Source organism: Taurinivorans muris, assembly GCF_025232395.1.
Taxonomy (GTDB): Bacteria; Desulfobacterota; Desulfovibrionia; order Desulfovibrionales; family Desulfovibrionaceae; genus Taurinivorans; species Taurinivorans muris.
The window spans coordinates 1,237,882-1,261,153 of the sequence record NZ_CP065938.1 but is presented as its reverse complement, the minus strand read 5'-3'; the positions used below and the strand labels follow the sequence as shown (position 1 = coordinate 1,261,153).

Here is a 23,272-nt window from a genome sequence, read left to right as displayed (position 1 = left end):
ACGGATATGAGGAAATTTTCCCCCTTGCCTTTAATTGCGTTTTTATTGCTGACGCATCTTTTTCTTTTCTTCTGCTTTCGTTTGATTTTATTTTATTTTGCCTATCCTCAAATCACGGATCATGACGCCATTCTGGAGGGGCTCTATATCGGTTTGAAATTTGATATGCGCTATGTTGTTTTTCTTACGCTTTTATCAAATTTGTGCCTCATCATCCCTTTTTCAGAGCGGCTGCTTGCGGAAAACCGTTTTTTCAGGTATTGCGTCTGCTTTTGGCAGACAGCGGTGTTTTTTGTTTACTTGCTTGTATATCTTATTGATATTTTAGTTTATTTTTATCTCAATCAGCGGGTGGATCTGACTCTGCTTGATTTGCTTGAAGAAGCCGATATCGGTTTCGCCATGATTTGGCAGTCCTATCCCGTCTTTTGGATAAGCCTCGCTTTTTTTATTCTTTCAATCGCTTATTTTGGGTTTTGGAACAGGGTTTTTGCAACGCATGCCGCCGTGCCCGTGCATAGGAAGAAACATATCGTATTCATAGGGAAACGCGCCGGAACTTCTTTAGGTTTCGCCGTTTTTTTGCGTTGCTGCATTTTGCTTTTTCTGTTTGTTTTGGGGTATGGGCAAATCAGTTCCAATTTATTTCCCCTGCGCTGGAGCAACGCATATTTCAGTGTGGACAAGAATATTGCTTTAATTGCGTTGAATCCGATGCAAAATCTGTTTGACACAAGGGACGCTGTCGATTTCATCATTCCGGATGAAAAATACGCTGTCGAAGCGTTTCCCCGCATGAAAAAATTGCTGCGTCTTCCGGAGCGGAACAAGCCGGTTGATTTTTCGCGGTATTATGCGGGTGACAAAACGGATAAGCCTTTGAACGTGGTTATTGTCATGATGGAGTCATGGACAACGCCTAAAGCCGGTTTGCCCCATGGGACAGGTGCTAAGGCGGGATTCACCGACCATAAGGAATACCCTGCGGAGTATGCCCTCGACCCCACTCCCTTTACGGAAAAATTATTGGCGACTTCCCTTTATTACCCTAATTTTTATGCCAATGCGAGAACCACTGCCCGCGGTATTTTTTCAACGCTGACAGGCATTGCGGATACGAATTTTTTGGCTTCGACAAGTTCGCGCAATCCGAAAATGGTGGATCAGCATATTCTTTTTGATGAGTTTGCAGGGTATGAACGCTATTATATGATTGGCGGAAATGCCAACTGGGCAAATATCCGCGGTATTTTTCAAAATAATATCGAGGACTTGCAGTTGCTTGAAGAAAGCGATTGGAAAGCTTCCAATTCCGATGTGTGGGGGGTTTCCGATTTGGCTTTGTTGCGGGAAAGCGTGGGAGTTTTGAATAAAAGCAAAAAGCCGTTCATAGCCTTTATTCAGACGGCAGGGTACCATAGGCCTTTTACCATTCCCGATGACAATGAAGGTTTTGAATATGCGCCAAACCCGGGCAAAGAAGTTTTGGATGCCTGGGGGTTTACGAATGAAGCGGAATATCAGGCTTTGCGTTTTGCGGACCATGCTTTGAAAAAGTTTTTTGAACGGGCTGAACAAACCGATTGGTATGAAGACACTGTTTTTATTTTGTTCGGCGACCATGGCACTATCGAATACAACAGCATTATGAATAAGGGATATTTGGCTGCGCGCGCCCAGTTTTGGCATACGCCGTTTTTTATCCATTGCCCTAAGCATATTCCGGCAGGAATCAATCCAGCCCTGCATTCCCAAGCGGATATTTTTCCGACAGCGGCAATGCTTGCGGGGCTTTCCTTTTTGAATACGACGCTGGGTTCTCCCATGCTGCAAAAATTGCCGGGTGGTCTTTTCATTCCCCGTGAATTTGAAGCGATTGAAGAAAATGGCGCGTATACGTATGAATACAGTCAAAAACTTGATGAGGCTTTCGGAAATTATGTTTATATCGCTGCATCGGAGGGTGTGAATTTATTGCTGAAAGATCAATATGCCCATGTTTCCGATATAAGTGACAAAACACATGATTTCGATGCGCTTTACGATATGTCGGAAGACAGTGGTAAAAATCTGGCAGGGGAATTGCCGGAATTGGCAAAACGAATGCGGCAGATTTCGGATGATTATTACTATACGTGCAAGTATTTGATTTTACATAATCAAAAAGATAAATATCAGGGCAGCCTGCCAGGCGCTGAATGAAAATTTTTGCTCTCTTTCAAGAATAGACAAAAGAATAAAAAAAAGATATAGCTAAAACAGAATGTTATTATTAAAATAATTTTCACCCCCGATGAGGTGTATATGTATAAAATTGTCTTAATGGGGCGTCCCAATGTGGGCAAGTCAACCCTTTTCAATAGACTTATCCGGAGCAACCGCGCCATAACCCACGACAGGGCGGGCATAACGCGCGACAGAATGGAAGGTACGGTAAAAAGCAAGTTCCACCGTCCTTTTGTTTTGATTGACACAGGCGGAATCACGCTTGACAGCCACTCGCAGGTGGCGGAGGGTCCCGAGGGCATACGCGGTTTTGAAAAGGAAATTTTGCGGCAGGCTGAAGAAGCCATGCAGGAAGCGTGTGCGATTTGTTTGGTGGTTGACGGACGTGACGGGCTCATGCCTTTTGACGAGCATATTGCAGCCTATATCCGCAAGCTTGGAAAGCCGGTTTTGCTTATTGTCAACAAAGTGGACGGCATGGAAAAAGAAGAGCTGATGTGTTCCGATTTTCATGTGCTCGGTTTTCCTCTTGTGGCGGTTTCCGCCGAACATGGCAATCAAATTCGGTATTTGGAAAGTCTGATGGTCGATTTGCTTCCCGAATTGCCGGATTTTGACGAAGAAGAAATCGCTTTGCAGGAAGAAGATGAGGAAATTGTCCGGAAAAAAGGTAACAAAGCGGATAAACGGGCATTAAAAGAAGAAAATCATGCCGAAAATCAGGAAGAAAATACTGATTATGCGGATACCGGTTTTGAAAATGAAAATCCGGAAGATTATCTTGTCGATTTTGCCGAAGCGGAATTTTTGCAGTCAGGAAATGATGTTGAAGCAGAGCAGGAATTTGCTTTGAGCGGCGAAGATGAAGAAAGTGAAAACATTGATTTGGACTTGCCGCAGCTCCAAAGGGAAAAAAATCAAAAGCAGGGTCCTTTGAAGATTTGTCTGCTGGGCAGGCCTAATGCCGGAAAATCCTCTATTTTGAACGCTTTTGTGGGAAAAGAGCGTATGATTGTGAGCGATTTGGCGGGAACGACTCGGGACAGCGTTGACGTGCCTTTGCTTTGGAACGGAAAAAAGTATGTTTTTGTGGATACGGCAGGAGTCCGGCGTCGTTCAAAGATTTTTGATACGGTGGAGCGTTTTTCTGTTAATTCATCTTTAAAAAGCACCACCAAAGCGGATGTGACATTTTTGGTGATTGACGCCCTGCAAGGTTTGACGGCGCAGGATAAAAGGCTTGTGGAACTTCTTGACGAGCGTAAAACGCCTTTTCTCATTATTTTGAATAAGATGGATTTGGTGCCTGCTCCTGCGAGGAAAGCGCTGCAAAAACAGTTTTCCGAAACCTTGGCGTTTTGTCAGCATGTGCCTGTCATGCCGACTTCCGCTAAAAACCGTTACGGCTTGAAAATGCTTTTGCCCATGGCGGAACAAATAAAGGAAGAATGCGGCGTGCGTGTAAGCACCGGACAGCTCAACCGGGCTATGGATATTGTTTTGACCAAACATCAGCCCCCTGTGGTTCGGCGTGTGCGCCCCAAATTTTATTATTTGACCCAAGCGGAAAGCGAACCGCCGACGTTTGTTTTTTTTGTGAACGACGCGGACAGGGTCGGGGAATCGTATTTGCGGTATTTGGAAAAATCGCTCCGCCGTTTATTTTCTATCGAGCATGCGCCCATGCGCGTGCATTTGCGTTCTTCCCATACCAAAAACAGCGGGAAAGGCTCCAAAAAGAAAAATGATTTGCCGGAATTGAAAGCGGACCCCCAATCTGTTGAGCCAAAAGAAGAGAAACAGGAAAAAGCGGGCGCCGGCAAGGCGAAAGCGAAGCCGAGCAAAAGAACGACAATAAAGGCAGCTTTGCGAAATCCGAATTCGCCGCAAAGCCGTTCTTTGAAAAAAGCATTGAAAAAGCAAAAATGATAAAAACAGTTTTGAAGAGGTTGTTATGCAGAAACTAGATTGTAAAGGGCTTGCCTGTCCGGAACCTGTGCTTCGTACCAGAGAATTGATTGAAAAACAAAATCCGTCGGAATTTGCCGTTATTGTGGATAATCAGCCCGCTGTTGAAAATATAACCCGCTATGCGAACAATAACGGGTATGTTGTTTCCAAAGTGGATAAAAAAGGGGACAGCCTTTTTGAATTGTTCCTTGAACAGGTTGACAGCACAATGCCTGATCCTGTTCCCGGTTTTGAAAAGACCCATTTTTTGAAAGATACGGAAATTTTCAATAAAAACCCCATGTTTTTGAAAAATGGTGAAAGTTATGCCGATTATCTGAGTTATGACAATAAAAACAAAACCGTTGTCCTTCTTGCGACAGATAGGCTCGGACATGGCGATGATGAACTCGGAGCCAAGCTTATGGAAAATTTTTTGGCAACCCTTTCGGAAATGCATATTTGGCAAATCATAATGGTGAACGGCGGGGTTCGTTTGGCTGCGCAGGAGGGAAAAAATCTTGAAAGTTTGAAAAATCTTGCGGCGCAGGGCGTGAAAATTAATGTTTGCGGAACGTGCTTAAGCCATTTCGGGCTTGTCGAGCAGAAGAAAATAGGCGAAACGACCAATATGCTCGATATTGTCACAACCCTTGATTTGGCGGATAAAGTCATCCGTCCGTAAAATAAGGAAGTTTTGCAAAAGAACATTTTGCGAAATGAAAAAGGTTTCCGAAAGGAAACCTTTTTTTATACGCTTGAGCACAAAAAAACGCCAAGCAGCGGGCTGTGTTCATGACAGCAACGCTTTGACACAGCCCACGGCGGAAATGACAATAAGCAAAAGCATTACAAAACGTTTGAAATTTTGTTCGTCTATTTTGTGATAGAGTTTTGTGCCTATCCAAATTCCAAGGGCAAGGCAGGGAATGTAGCAAAGCGCCGTGATGAGGATTTCAACGCCCATAAGTCCTTGCGCCGCTAAAACGGAAGAGGCGAAACAGTCCGTAAAGAGAAAATAGGCGATAAGCGAGGCTCGTCCTACATTCGCTCCGGCAGGGCTTGAGAAGAAAAGCAGAATGACAGGCGGTCCGCCATTTGCGGACGCACCGTTGATAATCCCGGAAATTGTGCCGGTTCCTATGATTTCAAAAGCATTGAGGTTTCTTTTCAGCGTATAGCCTCTGAGCATGACGATACTTAAAACGATAACTGTCGCATTGATAAGCACTGTCATGGGGGTTGGCGGAATGAGGATGAGGGAATAAACGCCGAGGGGCGTACCGAGAACACATCCCGCACAAAGCCATTTTAAAGCGTTCCAGTCCACATGTTTCCAAACAAAGGGCAGGTGCAGAATGCTGGCGGAAATTTCCCAAATGAAAATAAGGGCTGTCGCTTGCAAAGGGGGCAGAAAGAACGTTAAAGCGACAATAAGGGTCAGAGAAAAGCCGAAACCTGAAATGCCTCTTAAAATTCCTCCGAAAATTACGGCAAGCCCTATGAAGAAATATAAAAAAGCTGACAGTTCATTCATAAGAAATACAATCTTTTCCTTTTTTTATTGCGGTATGTTTTTATTTCTTTTTTGTTTTTAGCAAAATCAGAAAATGTTGTCTATTTCTCATATTCTTTCAATTCAAAAAAAATCCTTGATTTTTCTTCGTAATATATATATATATATTTAAATTATGCTCCAAATCTATTTTTTCGGATAAAATCAGTTTGCTGCAAAGGGGAGAAAACCATGCACGAAGAGGCGCTTATTTCAATCATAGCCCCGATGTATAACGAAGAGGCTGCTATTGATATTTTTTTCGCTGAAATGAGGAAATTTTTAGCCGAATGTCCGTATCAATATGAAATTGTTTGCGTGAACGACGGCAGCAAAGACAATACGCTGGACATATTGAAAAAATATGCTGAAGAAGATAACAGAATAAAAGTTGTCAGTTTTTCAAGAAATTTCGGCAAGGAAAGGGCGTTATATGCCGGATTGAAATACAGCTCCGGAGATGCGGTGATTCCTATTGACGTTGACCTGCAAAATCCGCCGATGACCATAAAAACGTTTCTTGCCAAATGGGAAGAAGGCTATGATATTGTTTACGGCGTAAGGGAAAACAGAAAAAATGAAGGACGCCTCAGAAGATTTTTGTCTAAAAAATTCTATGAATTCTATAATTTGATTTCAGAGCAAAAAGCTCCGTATAATGCCGCGGATTTCCGTTTGATGGACAGAAAAGTCGTCAATGCTGTTTTAAGAATCCGGGAAAAACATCTTTTCATGAAAGGAATTTTTAATTGGGTCGGTTATAAATCTTGTCCCGTATTGTATAACCATGCCGACAGAGCTGCAGGAAATTCAAAATTCAATTTTTGGAAATTATGGAATTTGGCGTTGGACGGAATAACAGGCTCTTCCACGCTGCCGCTTCGGGTTTGGACCTATTTAGGCGGGGGGATTGCTTTTGTTTCTTTTGTTATTGCCTTGTTTTTCTTGATAAAAACTATTCTTTGGGGCGATCCGGTGCAAGGTTTTCCGACTTTGGTTATTTTGCTTCTGTTTTTCGGGGGTATTCAGCTCATAGCTTTAGGCATTATGGGGGAATATATCGGCAGGATTATGATAGAAGTTAAAAACAGACCTCTCTATATTGTTGATGAATTGATAAATATTGACGAATAAAATTTTTAGGTGAAAAACTATGTTTCAAAAAAAGTTTTTAGCAACTTTTGCCGCTCTTTTTTTATTGCTTGCCGGTTTGTTTTTATTATATCACAGTAATATCAATGAAACTGTTTTTTTGGATATTGCAGCGGACAATCCGATACGTGTAAGTGCCGATGAGCAGGAAGAAGGCATTGCCGTTGATGAAAATAACGACGGAAGTTTTACTGTCAGCCTGCCTTCGACATTTTTATATCGGACAAAAACCGTTTATTTTCAAAATACCGGCAATGAAGCTGTCCAGTTAAAATTGTACAGCCGGCAAAAAAAAGACGGTGACAATGTTATTAAATTTTCTGTTGATATAAAAAAAATTACCGTAAACGGAAAATCATATAATGCTAAAAAACAGACCGTATGGTTCGAACGCCCGTATGTGGTTTCCGTACCGGCGGAAAAAGAACAAGGTCTTTCCCTCACTGTCCAGTATAAGACAAAATTCATGCTGAGAAATATTTATCTTCCGGAATTTATAACAGGTATCGCCGCGTTATTGTTTTCAATAACAGTATTGTTCGTTTGCTGGCGTGAAAAAATTGAAGCAGTGCTTATTTGCTGTGAGAAATTTGCAGAAAAATTCTTTCAAAAAAATCTTCCAAAGAAAATGCAATGTTTGATAAACAATTATGAATGGGATACTGTCATCATAAAGAAGTATCATGCTATCGACGGGGTATACAGAAAGACGTTTTGGACTGTTTTCATAATTCTGAACCTTGTGTTTTTATATTATAATGTGCATTTTCTTTGGGGAAACCATGATTGGTCTTATTTGATCGATGGCATGTGGGGAAAAAGTTCCTTGTTTAATGGACGCTATACAAATTATTTATTCAATCAATTGTTAGGAGGAAGACTGCTTCCGATTGTCAATGTTTCTTTTGCGTTATTCGGTTTTTCGTTTACCGGGATTTTGTTGGCATATTATTGGAATGTACCCAAGACATTTTTTAATTATTTGGTTCTTTCCTTGGTTGTCGTATTAAATCCGCTGGTTATTTATTGGTGTTATTTCGGTGTTGATGTGATTTCTCATTTATGGCTGCCGGCAATTGTTATTTTTGCTTTGATATTATTAGAGAAAAAATCATATTTTTATTTTTTTTCAGCTTATTTGCTGTTTGTTTTTGCATTCGGAATATATGCTCCTGCAATAAATACAATAGCAATTGTGTTTTTGGGAAAAATTATAGTTATGTATTGTTTTGAAGAACAATCCATACAGTTATTGTTTAAAAAAGTTATAAGAACTTTTTTTTGTATTGTATTGAGCCTGATTACTGTTAAGGTGATTATTCATTTTTTGATTGTATCGGGAGTGGTTTGGGCTGACGCTTTGGAATATAGCGTTTCAACGAATTTATTGGGCGGATCTCTTGACCAGTTTATGAAACTTGTAGAATGCAGTTTCAGTCATTTAAGCGATACAGTTCCTTTTTACGATAGCAACGTTGTATGGGTATTATTGATTATCGATATTTTTGCTCTTTTAGTGTTGTTTATTTATCAAATAAGATATCATTCATTAAAAATTTTTCAGTTGTTTCTTGCTGTTTTTGGTGTATGCCTATTACCTTTAGCTGCAAATGCTGTAATATTTATTTTAGGTAATGATTTGAGGCTGATAAGAGTTAGTTTTTATGGGGTTATCTTTTTGTTTGCTTTTTTTGTTGCTGTTATTTTAAAAAGTAAATTTGTATGGGCAAAGAATATATTAATCGTATTTTTAATTTTTCTTTTGCCTATGAATATTTATAGGCTGTATGATGCACAAAAGTTATGGAAAATTTCTTTTGAGCATGAACAAAAAGTGCTTGAAACAGTGTTTGAAAAAATTGAAAATTCACCTTTGTATATTCATGATCGGGAATATCAAGTTATTGTTTTAGGAAATTTTGAATCAAATGTTTTAACATGGTATAAAGAAAAAAGAAAATGGAATGAGTCTTCTTTTATGACTATGCCTTTGTTTGAATATCATTTTTCATATGTTGCAAAATATTACCATTCTGATTTAAATGTGAACAAGACGTATAAACTCTATACGTATAATGGAGAAGTTTTTATAGCCCATAGTAAAGCAGTCGATACCTTATTAACGGAATTGGTTCCGTATTTTTCTTTATTGAAGAATATGAAAGAATGGCCTAAAAATGATTTTGTCTTGGTTCAGGACAAGTATATTTTTATTAATTTTGATAATGAGGTGTTGAAAGCGATTTTAAAAATTATGGAAGAAAAACACTTGGAAAATGAATGAGTAAAAGTCTGATAAATAGATGCCGTTTGCTTATGAAATTTGTGTTTGTCGGCATATGCAACACGCTTATTTCATTTTTATTGTTTACGTTATTCATTAAGGTGTCAGGAGAAGAGAATTATCAGGCGAGCTTGTTTGCTTCCTGGTTTTTCTCTTCTTTTATTTCGTTTGTGCTGCAAAAAACCATTGTTTTTCAAACAAAGGGAAATTGGCTGAAAGAATATGTGAAATGCATGATTTCATGGTCCGTCGGATATGGGATAAACGCCCTTTCTTTGGAACTGATTGTTCAATATTTCGCTTTTCCTGTTCTTATCGGGCAACTGATTGCAATAGTTTTAACAACATTGTGCACGTTCGTCTTATTTAAATATTTTGCTTTTAATCGTTCAAAATGATTTTCTTTAGATTGCCTGCGTAAAAATGCAGAAATGTGTTTCAATGCATTTTGTGGTATTAAATATTTGATTTCTTGTTTTTATACTTTGTTGTGATAATTATTATTGGTATTTCATTGTAATTATCAAATAAATTAATTTTTGATAAAATTGCTGGTATTTTTATTTGAAATGTTATATTAACCAAAAAAACGGAGAACGGTATGTATACGAAGAAAATTATGGATTCCATGCATAAGTGCAAAGAATGTTTGTATCCCATGGATGAATATAGAGTGCTTGCGAAGGCTATTTCTGTTTTGGCGGATGAGGCGGAATTATTTGAAAAATATATTGGAAAGGATTGTCCGTCTTGCGACCATTATTTTAAAAATCATTTCAAAGAATTTTTGAAAATGCCTTTTGACTGCATAACCGCAGATGATTGCGTAACCCTATATGAAGATGTCGTCATGTTGATCAGGGAAAAACAGCTGCGTTTGGGGCTGGCGAGCCTTGGCGGAGATGAGGTTGATTTGCTGAAAGATTTTGAAACGCGTATAACGGATAAAAATTGTTTGGCGTATCAATGGTATTATGAAAAATTACCGCTGAAAATCGTGAAAGAAGTTTCAGAAGCGATAGTGCATAAATATTGAAAAGGGGCTGAAAAGCCCTTTTTTGTTTGTCGCTTGAGTGCAAAAAAAACACCGGCTAAGCCGATGGTCTTTATTGTATCAGAACTCCTGCGTATTTTCTAATCGCCGAAATGGTCTTCAATCTCAACCGTATCAGGCAAAGATAAATAAAAACGGTTCTTTTTTAATGCTATGTCTGCGTTAAAATTTGTAAATTCAATGGTGTTGAGGTTGCCGAAAAAATCAAGCACAACAATTTTCTGAATACGCTTTGTTTTGGTATTTACGGTTAATGTGATTTCCGTCAGCTGCGGATTGGGTTCCAACGGATAAAGGGTGAATTGCTGCGTGTTTTTTTCCGTATTTTCAGAAAGAAATTCGGTTTCAAAGCCGTCTTCAAGTTTGGCTTGACCTGTGATGACATTTAAAATCGCATGGGACGTATCCAGTACCTTCGGGGAATAGTGGTAAGCCAATTCTTCATCGGGCAGGTAATTCCATACTTCTTTGTCGTTGCAGACGATAAGTTCCCTATTTGGCGCGTTTGTTTCCCAAAAAATGAATGTTTCGGGCATAAATTCGAGGGTCCCCGTCCTTGTTTGGGTGGTGTTGCTTTCACGGTGAAACAGTTCTTGCTTAAATTCCGCTTTGAAATTTTTCATGTTTTGATAGGCTTGTTCCACTTCATGCAGGAGCGAAGTTTCTGCAAGTGCGGGAAAAACCAAGCAGAAGGCAAAAAAACAGGTGAATAGAAATCGTTTCATAGTATTCCTAAAAAGAAGGCTGCCAAACGACAGCCTTCGTAAAATTATTCTTCGTCGTCAAACTCGTCGTCATCAAGCCCGAAATGGGAAGCGAGAATAGGACCGAAATAAATGGCGCTGTCGTCCAAATCTTCTTCAATTCTGAGGAGTTGGTTGTATTTTGCAATACGGTCGGAGCGGGAAAGGGAGCCGGTTTTTATTTGGCCTCCGTTCACGGCGACGGCAAGGTCCGCGATAAAGCTGTCTTCCGTCTCGCCGGAGCGGTGGGAAATAACCGTATTGTAAGCGGAACCTTTCGCAAGTTCAATGGTGTCCATGGTTTCGGTAAGCGTGCCGATTTGGTTTAATTTGACAAGAATGGCATTGGCAATGCCTTCCTCAATTCCCTCCGCCAAAATGTCAGGGTTGGTGACGAAAACATCGTCGCCGACAAGTTGGATTTCCTGTCCCAAACGGTCGGTAAGAAGTTTCCAGCCGCGGCGGTCGCCTTCGTCCATGCCGTCTTCAATGGAAATAAGAGGATAGCGTTCCACAAAGTCGGCAAGCCAATCACACATTTCTTCGGAAGTGAGTTCCAGATTTTCGCCTTTAATGTGGTATTTGCCGTTTTCATAAAATTCAGAAGAGGCGACGTCAATGGCGAGGGCGACTTCCGCTCCGGGAATATAGCCCGCTTCTTCAATAGCTTCGATAAGGTAACGGAACGCTTCATCATGGCTTTTAAGGTTGGGGGCAAAGCCGCCTTCATCACCGACGGCGGTGGAATGTCCGTCCCGTTTCAGAATAGCTTTGAGGGTATGGAAAACTTCCGCCCCGATTCTAAGAGCGTCCTTAAAGGTTTCGGCGCCTAAAGGCATGATCATGAATTCCTGGATGTCAAGATTGTTGGAAGCGTGCGCTCCGCCGTTGATAACGTTCATCATAGGGGCGGGCATGACTTTTGCGTTGATGCCGCCGATATATTGATACAGGGGAATGCCGAGAAATTCTGCGGCGGCTCTGGCGCAAGCCAAAGAAACGCCAAGCATGGCGTTCGCGCCGAGACGTGATTTATTTTCGGTTCCGTCAAGGTCGATAAGCGTCGTGTCAATTTGGACTTGACGCAATGCGTCCATGCCCACAAGCGATTCCGCAATTTCACCGTTGACGAAATTCACGGCATTGGAAACGCCTTTGCCTTTGTACCGGGATTTATCGCCGTCACGCATTTCAAGCGCTTCTCTTGAACCTGTTGACGCACCGGAGGGGACGGCTGCTCTGCCCACGATGCCGGATTCAAGCCCGACCTCAACTTCGATAGTCGGATTACCACGGGAATCTAAAATTTCTCTCGCCCAAATGGAGGTAATGGTGCTCATAAATGCTCCTTTACAGTTAAATGATGTTTATTTTAAGCTAAAAGCGAACAAGACGCAAGGCGTAAACCTTCTAAAATTAAATCTTGTTGTATGGTGTTGATTTTGTTGCTGAGTTTTGCAATATCTTCGGCATAGCCGCCGGTGGCGACAATGTGCAAAGGCGCGGGGAGCTGCTCCGCGAGTTTTTGGCAAAGCCCGTCGGTCATTGCGGCAAAGCCGAAAACAAAGCCGTGGTTCATGCTTGTGACCGTGCTTTTGCCGATAAGCGGAATGCTTCGGTCGAAATCAAGGGTGATATGAGGGAGCTTTGCGGTTCCGTTCGCCAAGGCGTTGTGCGAAGAAAACAGTCCCGGGCAGATGAGTCCGCCGAGATAATCCATACCCGTTATGCAGTCAAAGGTCGTTGCCGTGCCGTAATCGATACAGATGATGCTTTTGGCTTCAGGGCGGAGCATGCGGGCGGCATACGCCCCCATGAGCCTGTCCGCACCCACTTCCTGCGGATTGGCGTATTGATTGTTCAGAGGAATACTGAAATCTTCCGGAAAAATTAGGGGTGCGCAGTGCAGGTATTTTTTGCAGGCTTGGCAAAAAATTTTTCCAAGTTCAGGCACAACGGAGCAAAGGGAAACGCTTTCGATTTTTTCAATATGATACAAATCAAGCAGCTGAATGATGTTAAACCCTAAGCTGTCTGCGGTGTAAAGGGATTTTGAAGGGAAGCCGAAACTATGAACAATTCCGTGTTCATCGGCGATACCGAGTTTCATCGTGGTATTGCCGACATCGGCAAGCAAAGTGAATTTATTCATCTTCAAGAGTTTGTTCGGCGATTTTTTGAGCGGAAATTTTATGGATTTGTTTCGTATCCGCTTCAATAACGGTGAATTTCCATTCTCCGACGGTGAATTCTTCATTGACAAGGGGCACATGCCCGGCTTGCAGGCTCAGATAACCGCCTATGGTGTCCACTTCGTCCGAGCTGACAGGAATGTCGATGTCATTCAAATCGTCAAGCATGGCGCGTCCGTGCAAAAGATATTGTTCGTCGGTGATTTTTTGAATATCTTCCTCTTTCGGGGCATCGAATTCGTCTTCAATATCGCCGACAATGACTTCCAAAAGGTCTTCAATGGTGATAAGTCCGCTTGTTCCGCCGTATTCGTCAACAACAATGGCGATATGGTTTTTTCTTGAGCGAAATTCCTGCAAGAGTTCGGCGGAAATTTTCGTTTCGGGAATAAAAAAAGGCTGACGCATGATTTTATTGACATGGTCGTCAAAATTATGATTATCGCCGACCAGGTAAGTGAGCAGGTCTTTTGCGTAAATGATACCGATGATATTGTCTTTGGTATCCTTATATACGGGAATCCTTGAGTGTCCGTTGTCCAAAATGCATCGGGCGGCTTCTTGAATGGTTGTTTCACTGGCGAGACAGGTGATGTCCGTACGCGGAGTCATAATTTCCTGAACCTGCTTTTCGCCAAGTTCCAAAATGGATAAAAGCATATTGCTTTCTTCCGCTTCGACATCGCCTTCGTCACGCGCTTCCATTATGGCTTGTTCTAAATTATCTTCAGCTTTGCCAAATAAATGGGTAATTTTATCCCACATAGAACGTTGCGAATCACCGTCCAAAATAAAACTCCTTTGTTGTGGTCCGTAAAAACTGCAATGCAGCGCATTTCCCTATGAAATGATTTGTTTTATAAGTAGCCTATTTTTATTTTTCTGTCCAGCGTGCGGCGTTCCGTTCTTAAAAAATAAATCAGGCGAAATTTTTAAGGTTGTCCGAAAGGAAATTGATCATGATATTGTTTTCGCTTTCATTTTCCGTATACAGCATGATATCGTCAAGCGCAAAAACCGTGACAGGCATGAGCGTATGTTTTTGCGTTGGCAGAAGGGGAGGCAGGTCAAGTTCCGCAATGCTCTGCTCTCCGAAAACAACAAGGACGCGCGGACGGATCAAATCAACGGCAGACCAAAAAAAGGAATAGTCCTGTTCTTTGGCAAGTTCCGATTGTCCCTGCGCGTTGATATGCTTATAGGGCAAAAATATATGCGTTCCCCGCGGAAAAGAAAGGGTTTTTATGATTTGTCCGATAAGCCGACGCCTTTTGTCGCTGCTGTTATCCGTAAACAAATCATATTCCAAGCCCGCATAGGTCCAAATGATTTGGCGGGAAATATGTTTGGGCTTTTCAGGAGGAAATTTGCATTGCCTTTGAATTTTTTTCCAGTCTTCGGGCCATTTGTCAAAAGGCAAAATTGGCTGTTTGAGGGGATTTTTTTCAAAAACGCTCAGTTCCTGCTTTTCTTTTTTAGGTTTTTCGGGTTTTAAAAGCGGAGGAAATTTTTGTTTATAATTACTTGCCGCTTGAGGATTGTTTGTTTTAAATTGTTCGGCAGGACCGGGAGGAATTTTTATATCGGGGCTTTTGGGCGCAGTGAGGCTGTATTCTTTTTTTTGTTCGACAGTATCGAAAAGAATATAGTGAAATCCTTGTGACTTTAAATTTTGGAGCAAATACGGGTTATTCATATCAGACACTTTCCAAATAAGAAAGCAAATCCCATGCCAAATCGGCTTTTGACATCGTTCCCCATGCTTCTTCGATACCGTTCTTGTCGGCAACATAAACTTTGTTGGTTTTTTTGCCCATAGCTTCGCTGATAAAATTGCCCACGACGATGTCACAGTTTTTATTGACCAGTTTTTGTTTGACGGCTCTTGCCAATTCGTCCGTGTGTGAACCTGATTCCGCACTGAACCCCATGAGTTTTTGCCCGGGCTTTTTGATTTGTCCGATACTTTTCAAAATATCATGGTTAGGGGTAAAATGAATATCGAAACCGTCTGCGTGATTTTCTTTTTTGAATTTTACCGTATGGAAAGAGCTAGTGTCTTCTTCGTGCGCAAGTCCCGCTCGGGGTTTGAAATCAGCCACGGCTGCCGTAAAAATTCCATAATCCATAGCGTCCCATAATTCATGGCATTTTTCATACATTTCATCGGCGCTTGTCACGGAATGGCATTGTAAGCGGCTGTCTTGGGGAATGTATTGACTGTTCGGACCGGCGACAACATAAACATCCGCTCCTCTGAGCCATGCGGTGACAGCAAGGGCTGTTCCCATGCTTCCCGTGGAATTATTCGTCCATACCCTTACAGCGTCCCATTTTTCGGCGGTGGGTCCCAAGGTGATGAGGATTTTTTTGCCATACAGGTCTTGTTCGGTCAAAAGAGCCAAGGAGTCATAATAAATCTTTTCAAGCCGGGCGAGCCTGCCTTGTCCTTCGTCTTTGCAGGCGACAGCGCCGCTTTCCGGTTCCGTAAGAAAGAAACCGCGGTTGAGCAATGTTTCAATGTTGGCATTGGTGGCGGCATTTCCCCACATTTTAGGGTTCATGGCAGGGGCGAGAAGAATTGGACCGTCAAAGGCGAGAGCTTGGCAGGCAAGCATTTCATCACCCAAGCCGTGGGCGAGCCTTGCGATGGTGGTCGCGCTGGCGGGCGCAATGACCATTGCGTCGGCTATTTGGCTTGGCTCCAAATGATCAAACGGAAATTCCCCCTGAAACATTTGTCCGTAAACTTTATTCGCACCGAGAGCTTCAAAACAGAGCGGCTGTATGAATTTTTCAGCAGAGGGCGTAAGGGTGGCGCTTACATGGATATTGGATTTTAAAAACGCACGCATGAGCTCAAGGCTTTTATAGGCGGCGACAGATCCGCAAATTCCTAAATGGATATGTTTTTTTGCGTGTTTTTTGTAATGCAGCAGCTCGTAAGGCATAGCGGCGTCCTTTGCGTATCAGAAAACGGATTCAGCCCCGAAGTCATTAAAATTGTCATTGATCGGCGCAGATTGGAAGGCGGGAGTATCGCCGAAATTGAAAGGATCGTTGCCTTGGGCGGGCAATGAGAAATTATTGATATGGTTCACGACCCAAATCTGCATATTGGTATTGAAACTTCCGGCTTCAATGAAAATAATGAGGTATCTGGTATCTTTCTGATAGAGCTGCAAACTCTTTTCGCCTTGCATGGTTCCGATTAAAGACCAGCTTTGGGAGGTCAGGTTTTGTATCATGTGGGCGGCAAGATTGCTTGCTTCCATGTTTCCGGTAAAGTTTTCACGTCCCAATTTCTCACCGGCGGAATTGACGGTGGTGAGGGTATTTTTAGGGTCTGTTTTCATAAGCATGGGAATAGGCACTTCCGGAAATTGGCTTGTATAAACATTGCTTACGGTGCTTGAAGCGGGAGTTTCGGGAGAAGAATTAAAACCGGAAACGCATGCCGTAAGAAAAAGTAAACTTGAAAGAAGAATTATTTTTTTCATAAAAGCTCCTTATTTTTTATATTCATAGCCTTTTTTGAGAAATGGTGCAATATAATTGTTACCGCCAGAATTTCGGCATGAAAAGCAGGAGAATGGTAAACATTTCAAGGCGGCCGTAAATCATCAAAAAAGAAAGTATGGTCAGGTCAAGGTCGTTGAAAATGCTGAAGTTGTTGGTTGGTCCAAGTTTGCCGAAAGCCGGGCCGACATTGGAAATGCAGCTTATGGTCGTCGAAAACGTGCTTTCCAAATTGAGGTCTTGCGTGCTTAAAAACAGCGTGCCGAGGGCGATACTTAAAATATAAAGGGCAAAAAAGATGAGTACGCCTTTTATGGCTACATCGTCAATGGGCGTGCCGTTGATTTTGATACGTTCGACAGCGCGCGGGTGGCTGAGGCGTTTGAGTTCGTTTTTTATAAGCTTCACAATGATAAGCAGACGCAGAAATTTCAATCCCCCTGCCGTCGAACCTGTGCAGCCGCCGCATACGATGGACAATAAAATGACAAGGTGGGTGAAAAGGGGCCATTGGATATAATCAGCAGTGGAAAAACCCGTCGAGGTCATAAGGCTTATGAGCTGAAAGGCGGCGTCGCGGAACGCCCTTTCAAAGGAATAAGCGGTTTTTTCCTCATGCAGGAGATATTGTGCGGGCGTATCCGTAAAATAGAGCCAAAAGGCGATAAGGGTTATGCTGACCAGCAAATACAGCGTATAAAAAACAAATTCCTCATTTTGAAGATATTTTTTCACGCCTTCGTGCAAAAAGAGAAAATGCAGGGTGAAATTGACGCTTCCGAGATACATGAAAACAACGATGGTCCATTGGCTGGCAGGGCTGAAAGCCGCAATGGAAGCGTTTTTCGTTGAAAATCCTCCTGTTGACAAGGTGGAAAGGGCATGGGTGAGCGCGTCAAAAAATGTAAGCCCCTGCAAATATAAAATAATTGCAAGGGTGAACGTCAATGCAGAATAGATACCCCATAAGGAGCGGGCTGTATCAATCATTTTGGGGGCGACTTTGTCTTTGTTGATTCCGGGGGTTTCAGCTTTATAAAGCTGCATGCCTCCCGTCCCGATAATGGGGAGCAGGGCAAGGGAAAAAACAATAATGCCAAGTCCTCCGAACCATTGGGTGAAACTGCGCCAAAACAAAATTCCTTTGGGCAGAATTTCCACGTCGGAAAAAATTGTTCCGCCTGTCGTGCTCAGTCCGGAAGCGGATTCAAAAAGGCTTTTGGGAAAAGAGATGTCCGTAATGAAAAAATAGGGCAAGGCGCAGATGAATGTTGCTGAAATCCAGCAAAGCCCGACAATGGCGACGCCTTCGCGGGTTGTGATTTGAATTTTCTCCCCTTTGGGCGGTCTTGCGAGAAAGGCGAGCAAAAGACCGAAGCAAAACGTTCCTGCAAAACACTGCGCAAAAAGGGTCAGGGTTTTGTATTCGCCGTACGCAAGAGAAATCACGCTTGGAAAAACCAAGAGAAATGCGAGGCATATCGCCAGCAAGCCCAAGACAAAAAAAATGTTTTTTAATTGCATTATGGTACCCTGCGCAGTGAAAACTCCGCCGAACGGCTATTTTGTCAATTCGATTTTCAAATGTTCGGCAAGACGCGGGTCGTGGGCGGGAAGCCCGCTCGATTTCTGAAAATGCCTTTTCGCATCATCCTCTTTATTTAATTGATAGCGATACAGCATTCCCAAAGAATAATGCACTTCCGCAGATTCCTGCAGCGATAAAGCCCGTTCCCATTGTTCGGCGGCTTGCGCGTATCGGGAATTATGGGCGAGGGCTTGTCCGTAAAGATAGGGTAAAACCGCGCTGTTCGGCGCTGTCATGATACCTTGCTTGAGAAGGTGTTCGGCGGCTTCCGTTTCCTCATGGGCTATGAAAATTTCCGTAACGTCGGAAAGGGCGGTTTCATCGCCGGGATTTGCCTCAAGCGTTGCAAGGCTGTGTTCGAGATGTTTTATCATGTTTTGTTCGCCGTGGCTCTTGATATGCTCAACGGCTTTTTTCAGGGGATCGTTTTGCTGTCCCCCGGATTTGTTGTTTTTCTGCATTTTGTTTTGCTCTTGCATGGCTTTTAACATTTCTTCCGGAAACTTTTTGCCTTTCATGCCTTGCATGTCAGGCATATTCTTCATGTTCTGCATGCCGTCAGGATTGTTTTTTTGCAAATCTTCCAGAGTGATTCCCTGTTTTTCCATGGCTTCAAGCATCGCAGGCGGAATATTTTCGGGAAGCATGGTGTCGGGAGCGAGGCTTTTGCTTTGTCCCTGGTTCGGGGCGAATGCCTTTTTCATTTCATTGCTTGCCGTTTGCGGGCTGCCGCTTGCGGGGTGCTTATGTTTGTTTTGTTCAATATAAAAATTTATGGACGTGAAAAGCATGGTGAGAACGCCGAAACCGCAAAGGGCTAAGATAAGTTTTTTCATATTTCTGGAAACTCCGTTTAGTTAATATCCATTTGTTCGGAAAGAATTTTGATTTGTTTTTCTATTTGCCGCTGTTTTTTGGACAATAATAAAAAGTAAACGGCAAAACCGAGCCAAAGTCCGATGTTCGCACAAATCAAAGAAGTGACAGCATTCATAACAGATCCTTATTCTTGTTCTTCCTGATACAGAAGTTTTGTTTTTAATGTTTCAAGTTTGAGTTCTTGGGATAATTGTTGTTTTCGGTACCTGACAAGCCAAAGCCAGATAAAGGCGAAAGAAAGCACGCAAAAAACAACGGTGTGCGCCATGGCGGGTTCAAGTCCGCCGCCTTCGGAATGAAAAACAGCAGGGTGGATGGAACGCCACAGCCTTGTTGCGAAAAAGACGAGGGGAACATCTAAAAAGCCGATGATGGCGATAACCGCGGCAATATTGTTTTTTTGCTCACGGGGCATGGGCATGGTGCGTATCACCAAATACGCCGCGAAAATGAACCATAAGATAAGGGCTGTGGTGAGTTTCGGATCCCATGTCCACCAAACTCCCCAAGAATGTTTTCCCCAAAGGCTGCCTGTGATAAGCGTGAGAGTCGCCAGCAAAAAGCCTACTTCGGCATTGGCGTGGCTTAATATGTTGAAATTCTCTTCTTTTTTCAGAAGATAAAGGACGGCGAAAAGGGCGGCGAAGGAAAAGCTGACGAAAGCCCACCACGCGACAGGCAAATGATAATAAAATATTTTTTGGGCGTATCCCAAGGTTTGTTCTACGGGGGCATAAAAATAAATGAGGTATTGCGCGATGGCGGTGCAAATGACGACGCTTGCCGCAAGAAAAGCCGGATAGGTATGTTTCATTTCATTCACCATGATATAGATAAGGGAAAAGGAGCAAGCTTGCAGCGCTGAAAATAAAATCGAAAGCAAGCGTAATTCCGATCCATTGGATTATTCGGGCAGTTTGCACGGGAGGGTTATGTAAATCCAGAAGTCCCGCCGAACATAAGGAAATAGCAGATAATAAAAGAGGAATCAATAAAGGAAAAAGGATGATGCTCAGCAAGGATTCTTTGCCTGATTGTCCGGTACAGAGTGCTCCGAGCAAGCTTCCGCACGTGCAAATTCCTATATCGGTAAGAAAAATTCCAAAAAGCGCATAGAGGAAATGTTCGCCGGGGTGCTGGTTGAGAAAAATAAAAACCGCGGGAATGAAAAGGACTTGGGAAGCCAGTAAAAGAAAAATGCCTGCTGAAAATTTGCCAAGCCAGATGGTTTGCAGGGGGCAAGGCAAGGTTTGCAGTCCGGTTCTTGCCCCGTTTTGTTCTTCAACGGCATAGAGCATTTGAAAAATAAGGACTTGACAAAATACGGAAGCAAGCCAAAACATGGTCGATGCCGCATGGGGGGAAAGGCTTTCCCCGTTTTGCAGAGAAAGGCTGAAAAGGAAAATGAGCAATAAGCCGAGAAGGAGGGCTTGGCATAATCCTGCGCTTCTGCCCAAAATAATGGTTAAATCTTTTTTGGCAAGGAGGAGGGCTGTTTTTATCATGCCAGCGCCCCTTGTATTTTAGTGAATGCGATCTGCTGTTTTTCAATGTGCAGCATATGGCTTGCGCAGCGCATATCTTCCTGCGGGTTGTGGCTGACCCAAAGAATAGCCGCGTTTTTTGCCTGAAACTCTTGAATGACGGCATAAAAAAGTTCCTGCGATTCTTTGTCGAGTCCCGTGCAAGGTTCGTCCAAGAGCAACAGGCTCGGATCCTGCAGGATGATACGTGCGATATTGAGGCGCTGCGCCATGCCCCGTGAAAAAATTCCCGCTTTGTCGTAACAGAATTTTTCCAAGAATACTCTTTTGAGAAGTGTGAGAATTTCTTTTTCCGAGCATTTTTTTCGGGTGAACGCCTGGGTCCAGAAAAGCAAATTCTCATAGGCGGACAAGTGCGGGTAAATGAATGTCTGATGTCCCAAATATCCGATTTTTTCCTTTTCAAAAGAACAGATGATTTTGCCTTGTGTCGGCTTGGTCAATTCCGCCGCCAGTTTTAGGAGCGTGGATTTGCCGGAACCGTTTTTTCCCGTGACAAGAGCCGTTTGCTTTGGATACAAGCAAAAATGCACGTTTTTGTAAAGTAAACGCAACTCGTACATTTTGCTTATGTTTTCAAAGGTTAAAACCGGCTTGTCCATAAGAATTTCCTATGATTTTTCCTAGGAATTTTCGGGAGGATTTTCTTGTGTGCTTTTCCTGCGCTTTCTGTTTGCGTACACACTGATAAACGGGGCAAGGCTCATAATGGTTCCGCCGATCCACAGCCAGTTGACAAGAGGATGTACGGATAAACGCATCACGGCACGTGTTTTTTCATCAAGTCCGAGGAATGTCGCATAAAATTCTTTGCCGAGGGAGAAGATCGTGCTTGCTTCCGCATAGGCGTTTTGCGGAAAGCTTGCGTAAATTCTTCGCTGCGCTTGGGCAATGCCCGTTTCTTTGCCGTTTCGGGTCACGAGCAATTCCGCCTCTAAAAAATCATACCGTCCCGTGCGTTCCCGCCCTTCGTAGATTTCCAGAAGTTTCACCGTAAACGTGTCAATTTGTATTTCTTGTCCGCGTTCAAGCGCAACTTCCTGTTCAACCTTGTAAGGACCTGAAAAAGCGACGCCAAGGCTGATGACAGCCAAGCTCATATGCACGAGCACGGGGGAAAGCTTTTGCAGCGGATGTTTGAGAACCATGAAATACAATGCCCAGCTTGCCATGCAGGCGACGGAAAAACTCGCGGCTATGAGCGGAGTGGGGTCCTTGACAGCGAAAAATGTCCAGAAAATTCCCATGAAGGCGATAAAAATCAAAAGAACGGCAAGAAAATATTTTGCATGGTTCAATCCCTGTTTCCATGAAAGCCAAGGGCAGACGGTTAAAAGAGCGATGACCACAGTCAGCAGCGGCAAGATTACGCCGTTATAAAAACTTGCCTGCAAGCCCACCGGATTGTCTGACCAAAGTTTGCTGATAACGGGCCACAGGGTTGCAAGCCCGATGATAAGGCTGATGGTGATTAAGACAATACTGGTGGAAAGCAAAAAGCCTTCTTTCGTTTCCAGTCCGTTGAAAGGCTCGCCTTTTTTCGGCATGGTGAGAACGGTCAAAAAGGCTACAATGCTTGTGCCGATGACGAAACATAAAAGCAAAGGACCGACGCCTCCGCTTCCGAAAGCATGGACGGATTCCACGACGTTTCCCCGTACCAGCCATGTAGCGAAGAACGCTGAAATACAGGTCAATGCCATGAAAAGGGTGTGGAAGCGATGGGCTTTGTTTCTGTATTGTTCGATAAAGCCGAAATGAAGCGCTGCCGTTGCGAAGAACCATGGAATTGTTGACGCGTTTTCAACGGGATCCCATGCCCAATAGCCGCCCCAGCCAAGTTCCATATACGCCCACCATGCACCAAGGATTATGCCGGCTGTGAGCAGAAGCCATGCAACCAAGATAAGGGGTTTTGTGCAGACATGCCATGCGGTTTCAGTTTTTGAAATATTGTACTGCGTGCCGCCTTGCAGGGAAAGGGCTTGCGCCAACGCAAGGCATGCGGGAATGGTAAACCCGCCGTAACCCAATAATAAAAGGGGCGGGTGGAAAATCATTCCGGGGTTTTGCAAAAGGGGGTTCAGTCCCCGTCCGTTGACAGGAGCCGGGGATAAGATTTCAAAAGGATTGTTGTATGTTGTGAGCAATACTCCGAAAAAAGCCAATATTGAAAAATAAAAGAGCAGATACCATATTTTTGTTTCAAGGCTGAGTTTTGTATATGATTCCGTGCTTTGAAAATATGCGCCGCACAACACGAGGCTCAATGCCCAAAAAAGCAGGGAACCTGCCTGCCCGCCCCAAAATGCTGTCAGCCGGTAAAAAAGAGGCAAGGATAAGTCGCTGTAATCATGCACATATTTTATACTGAAATCATAGCTCCAGAAACCGAAAAAGAGAATGGCTGAAGCGAGGCAGTAAAAAAGCGTTACGGCAAGATTTGCATTTTCAAGAAGTTTCAGGGAAGAGGCTGTCATTTTGTTTCTGCCGAGTCCGAATATGCAAAAAAGTGTTCCCAGTGTCGCAAGAACAAGGGAAAGAAGCATGAGAATATGGGCGAATTGTGTCATAATGGTTTGTTAA

General features: G+C 43.1%; 21 protein-coding genes and 1 pseudogene. 7 read left to right on the top strand and 15 right to left on the bottom strand.

Annotated elements, in window-relative coordinates; all coding sequences use genetic code 11:
- Positions 1-6: 6 nt before the first annotated feature.
- From JBF11_RS06035 to yedF, 3 genes and pseudogenes are all read left to right on the top strand, one after another.
- Complete coding sequence (locus JBF11_RS06035; RefSeq protein WP_334314598.1) at positions 7-2,202, top strand: LTA synthase family protein; 2,196 nt, start codon at positions 7-9, stop codon at positions 2,200-2,202.
- A 102-nt stretch (positions 2,203-2,304) separates the two neighbouring features.
- A pseudogene (gene der, locus JBF11_RS06030) lies at positions 2,305-3,954 on the top strand (ribosome biogenesis GTPase Der); the annotation flags it as partial.
- Positions 3,955-4,180: 226 nt separating this feature from the next.
- Entirely contained in the window at positions 4,181-4,861 is a 681-nt protein-coding gene (gene yedF / locus JBF11_RS06025; RefSeq protein WP_334314597.1) for a sulfurtransferase-like selenium metabolism protein YedF, read from the top strand.
- A 108-nt stretch (positions 4,862-4,969) separates the two neighbouring features.
- Here yedF and JBF11_RS06020 read toward each other — a convergent pair whose 3' ends face one another.
- Complete coding sequence (locus JBF11_RS06020; protein ID WP_334314596.1) at positions 4,970-5,713, bottom strand: sulfite exporter TauE/SafE family protein; 744 nt, start codon at positions 5,711-5,713, stop codon at positions 4,970-4,972.
- Between the two features lie 210 nt (positions 5,714-5,923).
- On the opposite strand from JBF11_RS06020, the gene JBF11_RS06015 reads away from it, so the two are divergent.
- The 4 genes from JBF11_RS06015 to JBF11_RS06000 all read left to right on the top strand — a co-directional run bounded on the left by JBF11_RS06015 (position 5,924) and on the right by JBF11_RS06000 (position 10,203).
- A complete protein-coding gene (locus JBF11_RS06015; protein ID WP_334314595.1) occupies positions 5,924-6,865 on the top strand; it encodes a glycosyltransferase family 2 protein in 942 nt (313 codons plus the stop codon).
- A gap of 19 nt (positions 6,866-6,884) precedes the next feature.
- On the top strand, positions 6,885-9,167 hold the full coding sequence (locus JBF11_RS06010) for a glucosyltransferase domain-containing protein (protein WP_334314594.1): 2,283 nt from the start codon (positions 6,885-6,887) through the stop codon (positions 9,165-9,167).
- Complete coding sequence (locus JBF11_RS06005; protein ID WP_334314593.1) at positions 9,164-9,565, top strand: GtrA family protein; 402 nt, start codon at positions 9,164-9,166, stop codon at positions 9,563-9,565. Before JBF11_RS06010 ends, JBF11_RS06005 begins: the two co-directional genes overlap by 4 nt.
- 203 nt (positions 9,566-9,768) lie before the next feature.
- Entirely contained in the window at positions 9,769-10,203 is a 435-nt protein-coding gene (locus tag JBF11_RS06000; protein WP_334314592.1) for a hypothetical protein, read from the top strand.
- Positions 10,204-10,301: 98 nt separating this feature from the next.
- On the opposite strand, the gene lolA is transcribed toward JBF11_RS06000, so the two are convergent.
- The 14 genes from lolA to JBF11_RS05930 form a co-directional block, all read right to left on the bottom strand.
- Positions 10,302-10,946: an outer membrane lipoprotein periplasmic chaperone LolA gene (gene lolA, locus JBF11_RS05995; protein WP_334314591.1), complete on the bottom strand. Its 645-nt coding sequence runs from the start codon at positions 10,944-10,946 to the stop codon at positions 10,302-10,304.
- A 44-nt stretch (positions 10,947-10,990) separates the two neighbouring features.
- Entirely contained in the window at positions 10,991-12,304 is a 1,314-nt protein-coding gene (gene eno / locus JBF11_RS05990; RefSeq protein ID WP_334314590.1) for a phosphopyruvate hydratase, read from the bottom strand.
- 32 nt (positions 12,305-12,336) lie between these two features.
- Entirely contained in the window at positions 12,337-13,116 is a 780-nt protein-coding gene (locus JBF11_RS05985; protein ID WP_334314589.1) for a type III pantothenate kinase, read from the bottom strand.
- On the bottom strand, positions 13,109-13,945 hold the full coding sequence (locus JBF11_RS05980; RefSeq protein WP_334314588.1) for a hemolysin family protein: 837 nt from the start codon (positions 13,943-13,945) through the stop codon (positions 13,109-13,111). The genes JBF11_RS05985 and JBF11_RS05980 overlap by 8 nt, the downstream gene beginning before the upstream one ends.
- Positions 13,946-14,075: 130 nt before the next feature.
- Entirely contained in the window at positions 14,076-14,852 is a 777-nt protein-coding gene (locus JBF11_RS05975; protein ID WP_334314587.1) for a hypothetical protein, read from the bottom strand.
- 1 nt (position 14,853) lies between these two features.
- Entirely contained in the window at positions 14,854-16,107 is a 1,254-nt protein-coding gene (coaBC, locus tag JBF11_RS05970) for a bifunctional phosphopantothenoylcysteine decarboxylase/phosphopantothenate--cysteine ligase CoaBC (protein WP_334314586.1), read from the bottom strand.
- Positions 16,108-16,125: 18 nt separating this feature from the next.
- A complete protein-coding gene (locus JBF11_RS05965) occupies positions 16,126-16,656 on the bottom strand; it encodes a hypothetical protein (RefSeq protein WP_334314585.1) in 531 nt (176 codons plus the stop codon).
- 58 nt (positions 16,657-16,714) lie between these two features.
- On the bottom strand, positions 16,715-18,199 hold the full coding sequence (locus tag JBF11_RS05960; protein ID WP_334314584.1) for a TrkH family potassium uptake protein: 1,485 nt from the start codon (positions 18,197-18,199) through the stop codon (positions 16,715-16,717).
- 36 nt (positions 18,200-18,235) lie between these two features.
- Positions 18,236-19,099, bottom strand: coding sequence for a tetratricopeptide repeat protein (locus JBF11_RS05955; protein WP_334314583.1), 864 nt, complete (start codon positions 19,097-19,099; stop codon positions 18,236-18,238).
- Positions 19,100-19,116: 17 nt separating this feature from the next.
- Positions 19,117-19,257: a CcmD family protein gene (locus JBF11_RS05950; protein WP_334314582.1), complete on the bottom strand. Its 141-nt coding sequence runs from the start codon at positions 19,255-19,257 to the stop codon at positions 19,117-19,119.
- A gap of 9 nt (positions 19,258-19,266) precedes the next feature.
- The gene (locus tag JBF11_RS05945) at positions 19,267-19,956 is read right to left on the bottom strand and encodes a cytochrome c biogenesis protein (RefSeq protein WP_334314581.1); all 690 of its coding nucleotides are present in this window, start codon (positions 19,954-19,956) and stop codon (positions 19,267-19,269) included.
- 1 nt (position 19,957) lies between these two features.
- Complete coding sequence (locus JBF11_RS05940) at positions 19,958-20,647, bottom strand: heme exporter protein CcmB (RefSeq protein WP_334314580.1); 690 nt, start codon at positions 20,645-20,647, stop codon at positions 19,958-19,960.
- On the bottom strand, positions 20,644-21,288 hold the full coding sequence (locus JBF11_RS05935; protein ID WP_334314579.1) for an ABC transporter ATP-binding protein: 645 nt from the start codon (positions 21,286-21,288) through the stop codon (positions 20,644-20,646). The genes JBF11_RS05940 and JBF11_RS05935 overlap by 4 nt, the downstream gene beginning before the upstream one ends.
- 21 nt (positions 21,289-21,309) lie before the next feature.
- A complete protein-coding gene (locus JBF11_RS05930; RefSeq protein WP_334314578.1) occupies positions 21,310-23,259 on the bottom strand; it encodes a heme lyase CcmF/NrfE family subunit in 1,950 nt (649 codons plus the stop codon).
- Between the last annotated feature and the right edge of the window lie 13 nt (positions 23,260-23,272).